At 65.1% G+C, this 16,019-nt stretch carries 17 protein-coding genes; 16 read left to right on the plus strand and 1 reads right to left on the minus strand.

All coding sequences use genetic code 11. From position 1 onward, the window contains the following. Nucleotides 1–94: 94 nt before the first annotated feature. Entirely contained in the window at nt 95–1,717 is a 1,623-nt protein-coding gene (locus AC0L3K_RS19825) for a helicase HerA-like domain-containing protein (RefSeq protein WP_007593540.1), read from the minus strand. 346 nt (nt 1,718–2,063) lie between these two features. Between AC0L3K_RS19825 and AC0L3K_RS19830 the strand changes: the two genes are divergently transcribed. From AC0L3K_RS19830 to AC0L3K_RS19905, 16 genes are all read left to right on the plus strand, one after another. After that, nucleotides 2,064–2,429 (plus strand): hypothetical protein, encoded by a 366-nt coding sequence (locus AC0L3K_RS19830; protein WP_007593542.1) that lies wholly within the window; start codon nt 2,064–2,066, stop codon nt 2,427–2,429. Nucleotides 2,430–2,455: 26 nt separating this feature from the next. Continuing rightward, the gene (locus tag AC0L3K_RS19835) at nt 2,456–2,863 is read left to right on the plus strand and encodes a DUF4332 domain-containing protein (protein WP_007593543.1); all 408 of its coding nucleotides are present in this window, start codon (nt 2,456–2,458) and stop codon (nt 2,861–2,863) included. A 273-nt stretch (nt 2,864–3,136) separates the two neighbouring features. After that, nucleotides 3,137–3,997 carry a dihydropteroate synthase gene (gene folP, locus AC0L3K_RS19840; protein ID WP_473255720.1) on the plus strand — a complete coding sequence of 287 codons (861 nt, stop codon included), beginning with the start codon at nt 3,137–3,139 and terminating at the stop codon, nt 3,995–3,997. Further along, the gene (gene folB, locus AC0L3K_RS19845) at nt 3,994–4,362 is read left to right on the plus strand and encodes a dihydroneopterin aldolase (protein ID WP_007593547.1); all 369 of its coding nucleotides are present in this window, start codon (nt 3,994–3,996) and stop codon (nt 4,360–4,362) included. The genes folP and folB overlap by 4 nt, the downstream gene beginning before the upstream one ends. Before the next feature lies 1 nt (nt 4,363). After that, entirely contained in the window at nt 4,364–4,855 is a 492-nt protein-coding gene (folK, locus tag AC0L3K_RS19850; RefSeq protein ID WP_007593548.1) for a 2-amino-4-hydroxy-6-hydroxymethyldihydropteridine diphosphokinase, read from the plus strand. A gap of 81 nt (nt 4,856–4,936) precedes the next feature. Then, nucleotides 4,937–6,808, plus strand: a complete 1,872-nt coding sequence (locus AC0L3K_RS19855) for a methylmalonyl-CoA mutase family protein (protein WP_473366728.1) — start codon at nt 4,937–4,939, stop codon at nt 6,806–6,808. After that, entirely contained in the window at nt 6,805–7,269 is a 465-nt protein-coding gene (locus tag AC0L3K_RS19860) for a GFA family protein (RefSeq protein ID WP_007593552.1), read from the plus strand. The genes AC0L3K_RS19855 and AC0L3K_RS19860 overlap by 4 nt, the downstream gene beginning before the upstream one ends. A 23-nt stretch (nt 7,270–7,292) precedes the next feature. Beyond that, nucleotides 7,293–9,449 (plus strand): methylmalonyl-CoA mutase, encoded by a 2,157-nt coding sequence (scpA, locus tag AC0L3K_RS19865; RefSeq protein WP_219684877.1) that lies wholly within the window; start codon nt 7,293–7,295, stop codon nt 9,447–9,449. A gap of 53 nt (nt 9,450–9,502) precedes the next feature. After that, a complete protein-coding gene (locus AC0L3K_RS19870; RefSeq protein ID WP_219684899.1) occupies nt 9,503–10,273 on the plus strand; it encodes an RsiV family protein in 771 nt (256 codons plus the stop codon). 131 nt (nt 10,274–10,404) lie between these two features. Next, a complete protein-coding gene (locus tag AC0L3K_RS19875; RefSeq protein ID WP_007593564.1) occupies nt 10,405–11,397 on the plus strand; it encodes a tripartite tricarboxylate transporter substrate binding protein in 993 nt (330 codons plus the stop codon). 174 nt (nt 11,398–11,571) lie between these two features. Beyond that, complete coding sequence (locus AC0L3K_RS19880; protein ID WP_007593565.1) at nt 11,572–12,066, plus strand: tripartite tricarboxylate transporter TctB family protein; 495 nt, start codon at nt 11,572–11,574, stop codon at nt 12,064–12,066. A 4-nt stretch (nt 12,067–12,070) separates the two neighbouring features. Beyond that, the gene (locus tag AC0L3K_RS19885) at nt 12,071–13,585 is read left to right on the plus strand and encodes a tripartite tricarboxylate transporter permease (RefSeq protein ID WP_473366729.1); all 1,515 of its coding nucleotides are present in this window, start codon (nt 12,071–12,073) and stop codon (nt 13,583–13,585) included. 93 nt (nt 13,586–13,678) lie between these two features. Next, nucleotides 13,679–13,993, plus strand: coding sequence for a nucleotidyltransferase family protein (locus tag AC0L3K_RS19890; RefSeq protein WP_219684879.1), 315 nt, complete (start codon nt 13,679–13,681; stop codon nt 13,991–13,993). After that, nucleotides 13,994–14,338 (plus strand): HepT-like ribonuclease domain-containing protein, encoded by a 345-nt coding sequence (locus tag AC0L3K_RS19895; protein WP_007593569.1) that lies wholly within the window; start codon nt 13,994–13,996, stop codon nt 14,336–14,338. A 21-nt stretch (nt 14,339–14,359) separates the two neighbouring features. Beyond that, on the plus strand, nt 14,360–15,346 hold the full coding sequence (meaB, locus tag AC0L3K_RS19900) for a methylmalonyl Co-A mutase-associated GTPase MeaB (protein ID WP_007593571.1): 987 nt from the start codon (nt 14,360–14,362) through the stop codon (nt 15,344–15,346). Continuing rightward, nucleotides 15,343–15,999, plus strand: a complete 657-nt coding sequence (locus AC0L3K_RS19905) for a pyroglutamyl-peptidase I (RefSeq protein WP_007593573.1) — start codon at nt 15,343–15,345, stop codon at nt 15,997–15,999. The genes meaB and AC0L3K_RS19905 overlap by 4 nt, the downstream gene beginning before the upstream one ends. Nucleotides 16,000–16,019 lie beyond the last annotated feature (20 nt).

Genomic DNA, 16,019 nt, shown 5'->3' on the forward strand with positions numbered 1-16,019 from the left:
ACGGACGCTTGGAGAGTCCTGATCACCCGAATTTGTACCCACCGCGCACAAGCGGCGGGTTTGCGGAGGAATTGCCTCAAACGAGGCCTTCTGCCTACCTGCGCAGCAAGCCGCCGAGCGCGCCGCGGACCAGCGTGCGGCCGATCGAGCCACCAAGCTGGCCGGCGACCGACTTGCCGATATTGGCGGCCATCCCCCCGATCACCTGATTGGTGACCGATCGGGTCATGTCGCGCGCGATGACCTGGCCCGTCGACAGGCGGCCGCGCTTGACGTTGGTGCCAAAGATGGTGCCGACGATCGAGCCGATCTGGCCGAGGATGCCGCCGCCTCCGCCGCCCGCCGAAGCATCCGCAGTCGCAGCCGTGCCGGCAATGCGCTTCTGGATCATCTCGTAGGCGGACTCTGCATCGACGGCGGTGTCGTATTTGCCCTTCACCGGGCTTGCATCCATGATCGCCTTGCGCTCTTCGGACGTGATCGGTCCGATCCGGGCCGATGGCGGCCGGATCATCACCCGCTCGACCATCGCCGGCGTGCCGTTGCCTTCGAGAAAGGACACCAGCGCCTCGCCCTTGCCGAGCTCCATGATCACCTGGGCGGTGTCGAGCTTCGGGTTGGGACGGAAGGTCTGGGCCGCGGCGGCGACCGCCTTCTGGTCGCGCGGAGTGAAGGCGCGGAGCGCGTGCTGCACCCGGTTGCCCAATTGTCCGAGCACGCGGTCGGGTACGTCGACCGGGTTTTGCGTCACGAAATAGACGCCGACGCCTTTGGAGCGGATCAGGCGCACCACCTGCTCGATCTTGTCCATCAGCGCCTTGGGCGCGTCGTTGAACAACAGATGCGCCTCGTCAAAGAAGAAGACCAGCTTCGGCTTGGGCAGGTCACCGGCCTCGGGCAGCTCCTCGAACAATTCCGACAGCATCCACAGCAGGAATGTCGCGTAAAGCCGTGGGCTCTGCAGCAGCTTGTCGGCGACGAGGATGTTGACCATGCCGCGGCCGTCGCGGTCGGTCTTCATGAAATCTTTCAGCGTCAGCGCCGGTTCGCCGAAGAATTTGGTGGCGCCCTGGTTCTCCAGCACCAGAAGCTGGCGCTGGATGGTGCCGACCGTGGCCTTGGTGACGTTGCCAAAACCCTGCGCCGCCTTCTTGATCTCGGCAAGCGGACTCTCCTCGGCATCCGCCCCCTTCTTGCCGGCATCGGGCACGATGGCATCGAGCAGCGCGCGCAGATCCTTCATGTCGATCAGCGTCAGCCCGTTGTCGTCGGCGACGCGGAAGGCGACGTTGAGCACGCCTTCCTGCACGTCGTTCAGGTCGAGCATACGTGCGAGCAGCAGCGGGCCCATTTCAGTGACGGTCGCCCGCACCGGGTGGCCCTGCTCGCCGAACACGTCCCAGAACACCGTCGAGAACTGGTCGGGCTCGAACGTCAGTCCCATCTCGGTGGCGCGCTTGACGATGAAATCTTTGGCTTCGCCGACCTCCGAGATGCCCGAGAGGTCGCCCTTGATATCGGCCGCGAAGACCGGAACACCGGCGCGCGCAAATCCTTCCGCCATCACTTGCAGCGAGACCGTCTTGCCGGTTCCGGTTGCACCCGTGACGAGGCCATGGCGATTGGCGAATGCCAACGTCAGCCATGCCTGCTCGTTTCCTTTACCGACGAAGATCTTGTCGTCGGTATCACCGAGCTTGCTGTCCTGTGCGGTCATTATTCCTTGATCTCTCTGCCCTGTTTCGCATATCGAAACTCGAATGCACCAGTTCCGTAGTTTAACGCATATCGCGCGCTGATTGAAACCATTCAACGCGCTCCGGGCATGCGACATCGTCGGAAACATGCGGGTGACATCCGCCGAAAGTAGGAACGACGCATTCGCACCGCGGCATTTTTTTGCTGATTTCATCTCCGCTCTTGCATCGCTGCAACACTTCTCGCGCGTTCGAGACTGAATCGGAACGTTGGTGGCGTTCATCGCTTGTATTTCACATCACACCGGCTCAAGATCATTTTCGAAAGCAATACTCCGGCATGTGAACCGGCTGAGGGGCGGCCATATGGACGAGCTAATCGGGCGGCTGGCGACAAACGCCAGCATAGATAGTGCTGTCGCTGAAAAGACCGTCGGCATTATCCTGGGCTTCCTCCGCAACGAGGGTCCTTCCGACAGCGTCCAGGTACTCATCGACCAGATTCCAGGTGCAGAAGCGGCAATCGAGGCATCCCGCAGCGGCGGAGGACTGTCGCGGCTGATGGGCGGCGGCCTGATGGCGGTCGGCACGCGCCTGATGGGCATGGGACTCGGCATGTCCGAGATTCAGAACGTCGCCCGTGAACTTTTTCGCTTCGGCCGAGACAAAATCGGAGCGGATCAGATGGGCAAGATCATCGCGGGGACCCCGGGCCTCAGCCAGTTCGCCTGACGCCTGCGCATTTCACATCGAGTATCATGACATATCCGATCTCCGAGATTGAGGGCCTGTCGGCCTTTGCCGCCAACAAGTTGAAGGCGCACGGTATCCGCACCACCGATGCGCTGCTCGAGGCGGCCTCGACCGTAAAGGGCCGCAAGGCGCTCTCCGCCAAGACCGGCATCAGCGAGCAGTTGCTGCTGGAATGGGCCAACGTCTCCGACTACATGCGCATTCCCGGCATGGGCAGGGCCAAGGTCGGCCTGGTCCGCGCCGCCGGCGTCACCACCGTGCGCGAGCTCGCCTACCGAAATCCGGCAAGGCTCGCCCAGAGCATGCGGGACGCCAACGAGAAGAAAAAGCTGCTCCGCATCCTGCCCTCGGAGAAGTCGGTCGGCGACATCATCGCCAAAGCGAAGAAGCTGCCGCCTAAGATTTCGTATTAGGGTTGCCCCTCTCCGCATACGGAGTGGGCGCTACTCTCTCGGCATCGTTTTGCCCGATGGGCAACAATGCATCCCCCAACTCCGCCGTCATACCCCGCAAAAGCGGGGTATCCAGTACGCCGCGGCTCCTCCGTATCGCGGTGCTGTCGCTGGAATACTGGATTGCCCGCCTTCGCGGGCAATGACAGCGAGGGTGTGCGACGCCCTGCCCAACGCTGGCAACCCACGCCTTCCCGTCTTGACTCCCCCTCCCCGACCGCTAAAGCGGGCCGCATGAATGCCTCGCCCTCCCCATCCGTCCCGGCGGCCGGTTCAGTCGGGCCTGACGTGCTGCGGACGCTGCTGGAGCGGCCGATCCCGGCGGTGATGGGCGTGCTCAACGTCACCCCGGATTCATTCTCCGACGGCGGCGAATTCATCGCGCCCGAGCAGGCGCTCGCGCGGGCACGGGCGATGATCGAGGCCGGGGTCGACATCATCGATATCGGTGCCGAGTCCACCCGGCCCTACAAGGGCGCGCGGCCGGTCACGGCGGAAGACGAACTGGCGCGGCTGAGGCCGGTGCTATCGGACATCGTGGCGCTCGGCGTGCCGGTCTCGATCGACAGCATGAAGGCGGAGGTGGTGGCCTTCGCGCTCGCCCAGGGTGCGGCGATCGCCAACGACGTCTGGGGCCTGCAGCGCGATGCCGGCATGGCGCCGACGGTGGCCGCGAAGGGCGTCCCCGTCATCGTCATGCACAACCGCGACAGCGTCGATCCCGCCATCGACATCATTGCGGACATGAAGGCGTTCTTTCAGCGTTCGCTGGATATCGCGGCACAAGCCGGCATCGCCCGCGACAAGATCGTGCTTGATCCCGGCATCGGCTTCGGCAAGACGGCCGAACAGAGCATGACCGCGCTAGCGCGGCTGCGTGAATTCGACATGTTCGGCCTGCCGATCCTCGTTGGTGCCTCGCGAAAACGCTTCATCGCCTCGGTGTCGCCGTCGGAGCCGACAGAGCGGCTCGCCGGCTCGATCGCCGCGCATCTGATCGCCGCGCAGCGCGGCGCGAAAATCATCCGCACCCATGACGTCGCCGAGACCTTGCAGGCCCTGCGAGTGGCGCACGCAATCGAGAGCAAGCCATGACCGATACGATCTTCGTGAGCGGCCTGTCGATCCATGCCCGCCACGGCGTGATGGAGCACGAAACGGAAGTCGGCCAGCGCTTCGTCATCGACCTCGAGCTCTATACCGACCTGTCGGAGCCTTCCCGCAGCGACCGGCTCGCCGACACCGTGTCCTACGCCGACGTCGTGGCGACCACCACCGCGGCCTTCAAGAACACCAACTACAAGCTGCTGGAGCGCGCGGCCGGCGCGGTCGCCGACGCCATCCTGTCGCACTTTCCGCGCATCCGTGCGGTCAAGATCACCGTGCACAAGCCGCATGCGCCGATCGCCGCGATCTTCGACGACGTCGGCGTCATGCTGACGCGCTCGCGGCACCCCTGACATGGCAAGCGTCCTGATCGCGCTCGGCGGCAATGTCGGCGATGTCCGCGCGACCTTCCAGAAGGCGATCGCCCATATCTGCGGCATGGCGCAGGCGGCGTTGATCGCGCGCTCGTCGGACTATGCGACGCCGCCCTGGGGCGACGAGGACCAGGCTCCCTTCATCAACGCCTGCGTCGAGATCGAGACCGATCTCGATCCGCATGCGCTGCTGTTCGTGATGCAGAAGGTCGAGCAGAAATTCGGCCGCATGCGCGATAAGGAGCGGCGCTGGGGCCCGCGCACGCTCGATCTCGACATGATCGCGTATGACGACGTCTCGATGCAGAAACCCGATCTGACCCTGCCGCATCCGCGCCTGTTCGAGCGCGCCTTTGTGCTGGTGCCGCTGGCCGAGATCGCGCCCGACCGCGTGATCGCAGGCATTCGTGTCCATGACGGTCTCGCCAGCGTCTCGACACAAGGCATTGAGCGGCTTCCGGATACCGGTTAACCAAAAACAACCGTTTGCAGGGACGGCCGGCCGTGGCAATTTCGCCTGCGAACAACAAGATTTTCGGGAGCCCCTCGCCGCATGACCTCCGCGACTGACGACCTGCCGCTGGCGGCGGATTTTCCCAAGGCGACCGTCGAAGACTGGCGCAAGCTGGTCGATGGCGTGCTGAAGGGCGCGCCGTTCGAGAAGCTGGTCGGCAAGACCTATGACGGACTCAAGATCGAGCCGCTCTATCCGCGCGCCAAAGGTGTTGCGCCCGTGGTGGGGCGGCCGGCGGCGGCGCCCTGGCAGATCATGCAGCGGATCGACCATCCCGATGCAAGTGCGGCGAATGCGCAGGCACTGACCGATCTCGAAAATGGCGCGACAGGGCTTGCGCTGGTGTTCGCCGGCGGCAATGCCGCTCACGGTTTCGGGCTGGAACCGACCGCGGACGCAGTCGCAAAGATCTTGAAGGATATCCATCTCGATGCCGGCATCGGGCTGGAGCTCGAGATCGGTCCGCAATCGCGGATGGCGGCGATCCACGTCGCGGAATATGTGAAGAGCAATGGCATCGATCCCGCCGCCTGCGACATCCGCTTCGGCCTCGACCCGCTCGCGGCCGCCGCGGTGTGGGGCCACAGCCCCTATACCTGGGATGAGATCGTTCCGGCCGTCACCGGCGGCATCAAGGGCCTGGCCGCGCTCGGCTTCAAGGGTCCGTTCGCTTCGGCCGACGGACGCGTGATCCACGATGCCGGCGGCTCGGAGGCGCAGGAGCTCGCCTTCGTGCTCGCCTGCGGCATCGCCTATTTGCGCGCGATCGAAGGCGCCGGCGTTCCGCTGGAGCAGGCGCAGGGCATGGTCTACGCGCGGCTTGCCGCGGATGCAGATCAGTTCCTCACCATGGCAAAATTCCGCGCCTTGCGGCTGCTGTGGGCGCGTATCGAGACGGCGTGCGGGCTCACGCCAAAACCGCTGTTCATCGCCGCCGATACCGCCTGGCGCATGCTGACGCAACGCGATCCCTATGTGAACATGCTGCGCGCGACCATGGCGACGTTTGCGGCCGGACTCGCCGGCGCCAACGCGATCACCGTGCTGCCGCATACGCTGGCGCTCGGCCTGCCCGATCCGTTCGCGCGGCGCGTGGCGCGCAATACGCAAGCCGTGCTGCTGGAAGAGAGCAATCTCGCCAAGGTCAGCGATCCCGCGGCAGGCGCAGGCGGCATCGAGACGCTGACGGGCCAGCTCTGCGATGCGGCCTGGGCGCTGTTCCAGGAGAGCGAGAAAGCCGGCGGCGCCTTCGCTGCGCTTCAGCAGGGCCTGTTCCAGAGCAAGGTCGCAGCCGCGCGAAAAGCCCGCGACGCCAACATCGCAAAACGCCGCGACGTGCTGACCGGCGCCAGCGAGTTTCCGAACCTGCACGAGAACGAGACTGCGGTGTTGAAGGCGACACCGATCGCGCTGCCGCCTTATGGCGAGCAAAAATACAAGTTCGACGCGCTGCCGCCGATCCGGCTAGCGGAACCGTTCGAGGCGCTGCGGGACAAATCCGATGCGGCCTTGAAGGCCCGCGGCGCGCGGCCGAAAGTGTTCTTGGCCAATCTCGGCACGCCCGCCGATTTCACGGCTCGCGCGACCTTTGCCAAGAGCTTGTTCGAGACCGGCGGCATCCAGGCCGTCGACAGCGAGGGCTTCGCCGATCCGGCCCAGTTAGCTGCAGCCTTTAAAGCCTCCGGTGCCGGGCTCGCCTGTCTTTGTTCCAGCGACAAGGTGTATGCGGAACACGCCGAAGCCGCGGCGAAGGCCCTGCAAACCGCCGGGGCCCGACTTATCTATCTGGCAGGCCGCCCGACTGATGCCGAGGCGGCGCTGCGTGCAGCCGGCGTCACCGGCTTCGTCTTTGCCGGTGGCGATGCGCTTGCGACGCTGCAAGACACGTATCGACGGATGGAGCAGCCATGACGGAAGCAGGCAAACCCGTTCTCACCGGCGGCTGCCAATGCGGGGCAGTGCGCTTCGGAGTCATGACGGCGCCGAACAGGGTTTCGATCTGCCACTGCCGGATGTGCCAGAAGGCCAGCGGCGCGCCGTTCGCCTCTTTTGCCGACGTCAACAAGACGGACTTTGCCTGGACCAAGGGGCAGCCCTCGTTCTTCCGCTCCTCCTCGATCGCCGAGCGCGGCTTTTGCGCCGCCTGCGGCACGCCGCTGAGCTTTGGCCGCATCGACGGCGACCGCATCGAGATCATGACCGGCGCGTTCGACCGCCCCGACCACGTGGTGCCGACGCGGCAGTTCGGCACCGAGTCCCGTCTCGGCTGGGTGGTCGGGATCGCCAATCTACCAAGCCAGACCACGCAGCAGAATTACGGACCGGAGAAGATGGCGACCATCGTCAGCCATCAGCATCCGGATCATGATTAAGCGCCTATGATATGGTTGAAAGCATGAGCCGCATTCCCAATTTCGCCGATGTCGCCTTCGAGCGAGCCGCCACCGGCGCCCCGACCGGCAGCGCCGAGCCGTGGCTGACGCCCGAGGGCATTCTGGTGAAGCCCGCTTATAGCGAGGCCGATCTGGCCGGGCTCGATTTCCTCGAGACCTATCCGGGTATCGCGCCTTATCTGCGCGGCCCCTACCCGACCATGTATGTCAACCAGCCCTGGACTGTGCGGCAATATGCCGGCTTCTCCACGGCGGAGGACTCCAACGCGTTCTACCGCCGCAACCTCGCGGCCGGACAAAAGGGCCTTTCGGTCGCCTTCGACCTCGCCACCCATCGCGGCTATGACAGCGACCATCCACGCGTCGGCGGCGACGTCGGCATGGCCGGCGTTGCCATCGATTCCATCTACGACATGCGCACGCTGTTCGCCGGGATTCCGCTCGACCAGATGAGCGTGTCCATGACCATGAACGGCGCGGTGCTGCCGATCCTCGCGCTCTACGTTGCGGCCGCCGAGGAACAGGGCGTGCCGCCGGAGAAGCTCTCAGGGACCATTCAGAACGACATTCTGAAAGAGTTCATGGTGCGCAATACCTACATCTATCCGCCCGCGCCTTCGATGCGGATCATCTCGGACATTTTCGCGTACACCTCGCAAAAAATGCCGAAATACAATTCGATCTCGATCTCCGGCTATCACATGCAGGAGGCCGGGGCGACGCAGGACCTCGAGCTCGCCTATACGCTGGCTGACGGCGTCGAATATCTTCGTGCCGGCCTTGCCGCGGGCCTCGATGTCGACCGCTTCGCGCCGCGGCTGTCGTTCTTCTGGGCGACCGGGATGAACTTCTTCATGGAAGTGGCCAAGATGCGCGCCGCGCGGCTGCTCTGGGCGAAACTGCTCAAGCCTTTCAATCCGAAGGATCCGCGCTCGCTGTCACTGCGCACGCATTGCCAGACATCCGGCTGGTCGCTGACCGCGCAGGACGTCTTCAACAACGTGATGCGCACGACGGTGGAAGCGATGGCGGCGACGCAGGGTCACACCCAGTCGCTGCACACCAACGCGCTCGACGAGGCGCTGGCGCTGCCGACCGATTTCTCCGCGCGTATCGCCCGCAACACCCAGCTCTTCCTGCAGCAGGAGAGCGGCACCACCCGCATCATCGATCCCTGGGGCGGTTCGTATTACGTCGAGCGTCTCACGCGCGACCTCGCCGCCAAGGCCTGGAGCCACATCCAGGAGGTCGAGGAGCTCGGCGGCATGGCCAAGGCGATCGAGGCCGGCGTACCGAAGCTGCGCATCGAGGAAGCCTCGGCCAAGACCCAGGCCCGCATCGATGCCGGCAAGCAGGCGGTGATCGGGGTCAACAAATACAAGCCGACCGACGAAGCTCCGATCGATATTCTCAAGGTCGACAATACCAATGTCCGCCGGCTCCAGATCGACAAGCTGACGCGGCTGAAATCCGAACGCAACCAGAAGGACGTCGAGGCCGCGCTCGCCGCGCTGACGCGCTCGGCCGGCGAAGGCAACGGCAATCTGTTGGCGCTGGCGATCGACGCCGCGCGCGCGAAGGCAACCGTCGGGGAGATCTCGGACGCGATGGAGAAGGTGTTCGGCCGGCACCGCGCCGAGATCAAATCCATCACCGGCGTCTACAAGCGGGAGGCGTCCAGCATGGGTAACCGGGTCGAGAAGGTTCAGGCACTGATCGACGCCTTCGAGGAGGCGGAAGGCCGCCGCCCGCGCATCCTGGTCGCAAAGATCGGCCAGGACGGTCACGACCGCGGCCAGAAGGTGATCGCGTCGGCATTCGCCGATATCGGCTTCGACGTCGACATCGGGCCGCTGTTCGCGACTGCCGACGAAGCCGCGCGGCAAGCTGTCGAGAACGACGTCCACATCCTCGGCGTCTCCTCGCTTGCCGCCGCCCACCTCACCGCGGTGCCGGAATTGAAGGCCGCGCTGAAGAAGCAGGGCCGCGACGACATCATGATCATTGTCGGCGGCGTAGTGCCGCCACAGGATTACGATGCACTCTACGCGGCCGGCGCGGAAGCCATCTTCCCGCCGGGCACCGTGATCGCGGACGCGGCCGAGGAGCTGATCCGCAAGCTGAACGCCCGGCTCGGGCATAGCGAGGCGGCGGAGTAGGTCGCTATCGACCTTCGAAAGGACAGTGCGTGATATTTTCCGCGCCAGCGTTGATGCGCGCGCTAACTTTGGTCGCAGCCTGCAGCGCGTTGTTGGCTACCGCGCATGCCGCCGATCGCAAGCCCGACGCGGTCATCAAGACCAAGAGCATCGAAGCCCGCGTCTTCCTCGACGACAAGGTCAAGGTCGATGCGGCGCTGGCGGCCGACTGCCTGATTGAAGGCAAGAAGTGGATCGACAAGAACGCGGCAGAAGCCGCCGCCTCGCGCAAAGAGGATCCGCAATTCTTCAGGGATGGCGGCTGGGACTTCGAGCGCAAATATGCGGTCCGCTCCGTCGTTGCCGACCGCTATGTCAGCATCCTGCGCAACGACTATATGGACACCCACGGTGCCCATCCCAATTCCGATGTGAACACGGTCCTGTGGGACAAGGCGGAGAACAAGCGCATCTCCATCCGCCCGTTCTTCGCCGAGACCGCCGACAACGGCGCGGCCATGAAGGCAATGGTGAAGGCGGTGATCGCATCGTTGAAGATCGAGAAGAAGAAGCGCGATACCAGCGAGACCGCGACCGACGAATGGTTCAAGAGCGTGGAGCCGAGCCTGCTCAAGATCGGCGCGGTGACGCTCGCGCCTTCAACCGACGCGGGCAAGAGTTCCGGCCTCACTTTCCACTACCCGCCCTACGCAGTCGGCCCTTACGCCGAGGGCGAATATGTCGCATTCGTGCCGTGGGAAACGCTGAAGCCCTATCTCAGCGCGGAAGGCACCCGCATCTTCGGTGGCGCACGGCCAAAGGGCGACGCGGACGAGCCGCAGTGATCCCGTCGTGAGCAACGCCGCGTAGCTCTCTAAGCGCTGGTCGCGTTGCCTTGCAGCCGCGCTGCAAAGCCGACTAGAATGTCGCCATTGGCAAGAGCGCCTGACGTCATGGGCGCCGCTGGGAGGCATTGATGTCCAAGATTACGCGCCGCACCTTTGCGGCCTCTTCCGCTGCGGTTGCGGCATCCGCCGCATTCGGCCTCACACCCGCACTTGCACAAGCCTATCCGGCGCGGCCCGTCACCGTGATCGTGCCCTGGGGCGCGGGCGGCGGCACCGACGCGACTGCGCGCATTGTCGCAGCGCTGCTGGAGAAGGATCTCGGCCAGCCCTTCAACGTGGTCAATCGCACCGGCGGCTCCGGCGTCGTCGGCCATACCGCGATCGCGACCGCGCAGCCCGACGGCTACACCATCGGCATGCTCACGGTCGAAATCTCGATGATGCACTGGCAAGGGCTGACCGAGCTGGCGCCGAAGAGCTACACCCCGCTCGCGCTGATGAACGAAGATCCCCCGGGCATCCAGGTCTCCTCCTCCTCGCCTTACAAGACGGTGAAGGAACTCGCGGAAGCCATCAAGGCGGCCCCTCCCGGCAAGTTCAAGGCCTCCGGCACCGGCCAGGGCGGCATCTGGCATCTCGCGCTGGTCGGCTGGATGCAGGCGATGGGCCTGCCCGCCAACCAGGTCGCCTGGGTTCCGTCGAACGGCGCCGCACCCGCGATGCAGGACCTCGCCGCCGGCGGCCTCGACCTCACCACCTGCTCGGTGCCGGAAGCCCGCGCCATCATCGAGGCCGGCAAGGCCAGGAGCCTTGCCATCATGGCGCCGGCGCGCAATCCAATCTTCAAGGACGTGCCGACGCTGAAGGAGGCGATGGGCATCGACTACGCGACCGGCGCCTGGCGCGGCATCGGCGCGCCGAAGAGCCTGCCGCCGGAGATCGCAACGAAGCTCACCGCGGCGCTGCAGAAGGTTTATGACTCCGCCGAGTTCAAGGACTTCATGGGCAATCGGGGCTTCGGCACCGTGTGGGGCGATGCCGGCCAGTTCGCAAGCTTCATGGACAAGGGCGACGCCCAGATGGGCGAAGCGATGAAGGCGGCGGGTCTGAGCAAGGCGTGATTTGTCACCTCTCCCCGCTTGCGGGGGAGAGGTCGATTTGAGCGCAGCGCAAATTCGGGTGAGGACGCGGCTCCGCGAGTCCGGCTTTCACCTCCATCGTGGACGCAGCCCCTCACCCCACCCCTCTCCCCGTAAGAACGGGGCGAGGGAGAAGAAATCTCATAGGATTCTCCCATGCGCCTTCCCGACTCCGTCACGGGATCGTTTCTCGTCGTGCTCGGCACAGCAGCCGCCTATGGCGGCTGGCTGCTGCCGCCGGTGCCCGGGCAGCCGGTCGGCCCCAACGTATTTCCGCTCGTGATCGGCATTGGGCTGGCGCTGTGCGGGCTCGCGATCGTGTTCGGGATCGGCCACACCTTCGAGGACGCGGAAGAGCTGATCCCGCTCGAGGATGGCCAGCTAGCCGCTGCCCCGCCGCCGCAGGGAAAGTTGTACGGCCTGCGCGCGCTGCTGCCGCCGGCGCTGCTGCTGTTCTACGTGGTGGCGGCCGACCGGCTCGGCTTCATCATAACCGCGGCGATCATGGTCTACGTCACCTCGACCGCGTTGGGGGCGAAGTGGAAGCTGGCGCTGCCGCTCGCAGCGCTGTCGCCGTTCGCTATCCACCTGATCTTCGGCAAGCTGCTGCGCGTGCCGCTTCCCGCCGGCCTGTTGCCGACGCCTTGGTGATCCCATGCTGAAAACCCTGATTGAAGCGTTCGCACTGATCTCCACCTGGGAGGTCATCATCGCGATGTTCGCAGCCTCGGTGTACGGGCTCGTGATCGGCTCGCTGCCGGGCTTGTCGGCGACGATGGCAACCGCCTTGCTCGTCCCCGTCACCTTCTATCTCTCGCCGATCGCGGCGATCGCGACCATCGTCGCCGCGTCCTCGATGGCGATCTTCTCCGGCGACATCCCCGGGGCGCTGCTGCGCATCCCCGGCACGCCAGCGTCCGCCGCCTATGCCGACGAGGCTTACGCCATGACCCGCAAGGGACAGGCCGAGCTGGCGCTCGGGGCCGGCGTGTGGTTCTCGGCCGTCGGCGGCATCGCCGGCGTGCTGTCGCTGATGATCCTGGCGCCGCCGCTGGCCGAGATCGCGCTGTCGTTCTCGACCTTCGAGTATTTCTGGCTGGCGCTGCTCGGCCTGCTGTGCGCGACGCTGGTGGCGCGCTCCTCGCCGGTGAAGGCGATCGCCGGCATGTTCCTCGGCCTGCTGGTCTCCTGCGTCGGCATCGAGAATCCCGGCGGCGTGCCGCGCTTCACCTTCGGGATCACCGATCTGTTCGGCGGCATCGAGCCGATCCCCGCGCTGGTCGGCGTATTCGCAGTGGCCCAGGTCATGCGCGCGATGCTGACTCCCGAGCCGCCGCCGCTGCCGCGGCGCAAATTCGGGAGCATCATGGCCGGCCAGTGGAAGCTGACCAAGAAATACCATTGGCAGATGACGCGCGGAAACATCGTCGGGATCATCATCGGCGTGCTGCCCGGGGCCGGCGCCGACATGGCCGCCTGGGTTTCCTATGCAATGTCGAAGCGCTTCTCCAAGGAACCGGAGAAATTCGGCACCGGCCATGTCGAAGGCCTGGTCGAGGCCGGCGCCAGCAACAATGCCAGCATCGCCTCGGGCTGGGTGCCGTCGCTGCTGTTCGGCATCCCCGGCGACACCATCGCCGCGATCGCGATCGGCGTGCTCTACATGAAGGGGCTGAACCCCGGGCCGACGCTGTTCACCGAGAAAGCGTCGAGCATGTACGCGATCTATCTGATGTTCATCATCGCGAACATCCTGATGATCCCGCTCGGCATCGCCATGATCCGGGTTGCCGCCTACATCCTGCTGGCACCGCGCTCCGCCATCATGCCGATCATCATGCTGTGCTGCGCGGTCGGCTCGTTCGCGATCGGCAACAACATGTTCGGCATCGTCACCGTCGCCGCCTTCGGCGTGATCGGCTATGTCATGGAAGCCAACGGCTATCCCGTCGCCGCGATGGTGCTCGGCATCGTCATGGGCACCATGGTCGAGCAGGCTTTTGTGACCTCGTTGATCAAGTCGGACGGCAGCATCCTGCCGTTTTTCGAGCGCCCCGTGGCCGCGATCCTCGCCGCCATGGCGATCGGGGCGCTGCTGTGGCCGGTGCTGGTCTGGGCGTGGCGCAAGGTGAAACCGGTGCGGACCGGGGTGGCGGCGACATCCCGGTGATATCGGGCGGGCGGGCCCTCGCCTGCCCCACCGAGGGCTGAGCCGACCCGCCCGATACTGGGACGGGCGGCTGCTCTGTGCTAACATCTGGTCATGACCGAGGTCGCAGATATTCCAGTCCAGACACTCATAGGGAAGCTCAGGGAGCTCGCTCCCGATCTGAGAGCTGCCGGAATCACGCACCTTTACTTGTTTGGATCGCGCGCGCGAGGCGACGCCCGCCCCGACAGCGATCTCGACGTCCTGGTCGAGACGACCTCGCGTGAGGAAGCGCCACGGTTCGATTACTTTAAGGTCCTGCACTTGATCGAAGACCATCTTGGCCTTCAGGCCCAGATATCGATGCGGGACCTGCTGAAGCCGCGCATCGCCGAACGCATCGCAGATGATCTGATCGAGGTCTTCTGAATGCCGCCGACCGTGGAAGACCGACTGCGAGATATCCTGGAAGCCATCACCGACATCGAAAGTGTCGTGAAGGGCTCCACATTTGAGCAATTCGTCTCTGAAAAAACCGCTCGCCTGGCAATCGAACGTCTTCTCGAGATCGTATGTGAGGCTTCGAGATCCATTCCAGATGACGTAAAGCGAGCCGAGCCAGGGATCGACTGGCGCAAAATGATCGATTTCGGAAATCTGCTGCGCCACGCCTACCATATGACGAAAGCCGAGATCGTTTGGGACATTATCCAAATCCATCTTCCACCGCTAAAATCCTGTGCTGAGCGACACATTCGCGGGTCGGGTCGGTAGCGGCCGGACGCGAAGACAATCATGACCAGTAGCAAATCCATCGACATCAAATCCCTCGCCCATGACCTCCGCGCCGGCAGCCGCGCGGCGCTGGCGCGGGCCATCACGCTGGTCGAGAGCCGGCGCAGCGACCATCAGGCGCTGGCGCGCGAGCTGGTGCAGATGCTCTTGCCCGATACCGGCAGGGCAGTGCGCGTCGGTATCACCGGCTCGCCCGGCGTCGGCAAATCCACCACCATCGACGCGCTCGGAACGCATCTCATCGAGCAAGGCCACAAGGTCGCGGTGCTCGCGGTCGATCCGTCCTCGGCGCGTAGCGGCGGCTCGATCCTCGGCGACAAGACGCGGATGGCCCGGCTCGCGGCCTCTGACGACGCCTTCATCCGCCCCTCGCCGTCCTCCGGCACGCTCGGCGGCGTCGCGGCCAAGACACGCGAGGCGATGCTGCTGTGCGAGGCGGCCGGCTTCGACGTCGTGCTGGTCGAGACCGTCGGCATCGGCCAGTCCGAAACCGCGGTCTGCGACATGACCGATTTCTTCCTGGCCCTGATGCTGCCGGGCGGCGGCGACGAATTGCAGGGCATCAAGAAGGGCCTGGTCGAGCTCGCCGACATGATCGCGATCAACAAGGCCGACGGCGACAATCTCAAGCGCGCCAACATCACTGCCGCCGATTATCGCGGCGCGCTGCATATCCTGACGCCGCGCTCCGAGCACTGGCATCCGCCGGTCGAGACCTATTCGGCGCTGACTGGTGACGGTATCGCGAAGATCTGGCAGAAAGTCCTCGATCACCGCAAGGCGATGATTGCATCCGGCGACTTCGCCGCACGGCGGCGCGAGCAGCAGGTGAAATGGATGTGGTCGATGCTGGAGCAGCGCATGCTGGCGCGGTTGCGCAGCGAGGCGTCGGTGCGGACCAAGGTCCGGAAGATCGAGACTGAGGTCGCCGACGGCCATCTCACGCCGGCGCTCGCCGCCGAAAAGATCCTGGAGTTGCTGCAATGAGCGACAAGCTCCGCATTCTCCTCACCGGCTTCGGCCCGTTTCCCGGCGCGCCCTACAATCCGACCCAGCCGCTGGTCGCCCGGCTGGCGCAATTGCGCCGTCCCGCACTCGACGATGCCGCGATCTCCAGCCACATCTTCCCGGTCACCTATGCCGCGGTGGACCGGCAATTGCCGGAGGTGCTTGCGAAAGAGAAGCCCGATGCGCTGCTGATGTTCGGCCTCGCCGCACGCACGCCCTATCTGCGCATCGAGAGCCGCGCGCGCAACGCCGTCACCATGCTCTGGCCTGATGCCGCCAAGACCCGCTCGAGCAAGCGCGGCATCGCCGGCAATGCGGACGCGATGATTTTCGGCCCGCACACCGCAAGGCTGCTGCGCGCCGCCCGCCTCACCGGCATCGACGCGCGCCCCTCGCGCGACGCCGGCGCCTATCTCTGCAATTACCTGAGCTGGCGCGCGATCGAAAACGTCAGGGCCGGCGGGCCAAAGCTCGCCGCGTTCATCCATATTCCCCTGCTCGCGCGCAGTGGCGCCGTGCGCCGCAAGGGCGCGCCGCGGATCACGCTCGAGGAACTGGTGGACGCCGGGGAAGCGATGCTGATGGAGATGGTGCAGTTGGCACGGAAGGGGCGCAACACACCGACTTCGTAGGGTGGGCAAAGGCGCGCTTG

It is taken from the genome of Bradyrhizobium sp. MI1.10, from assembly GCF_055811035.1.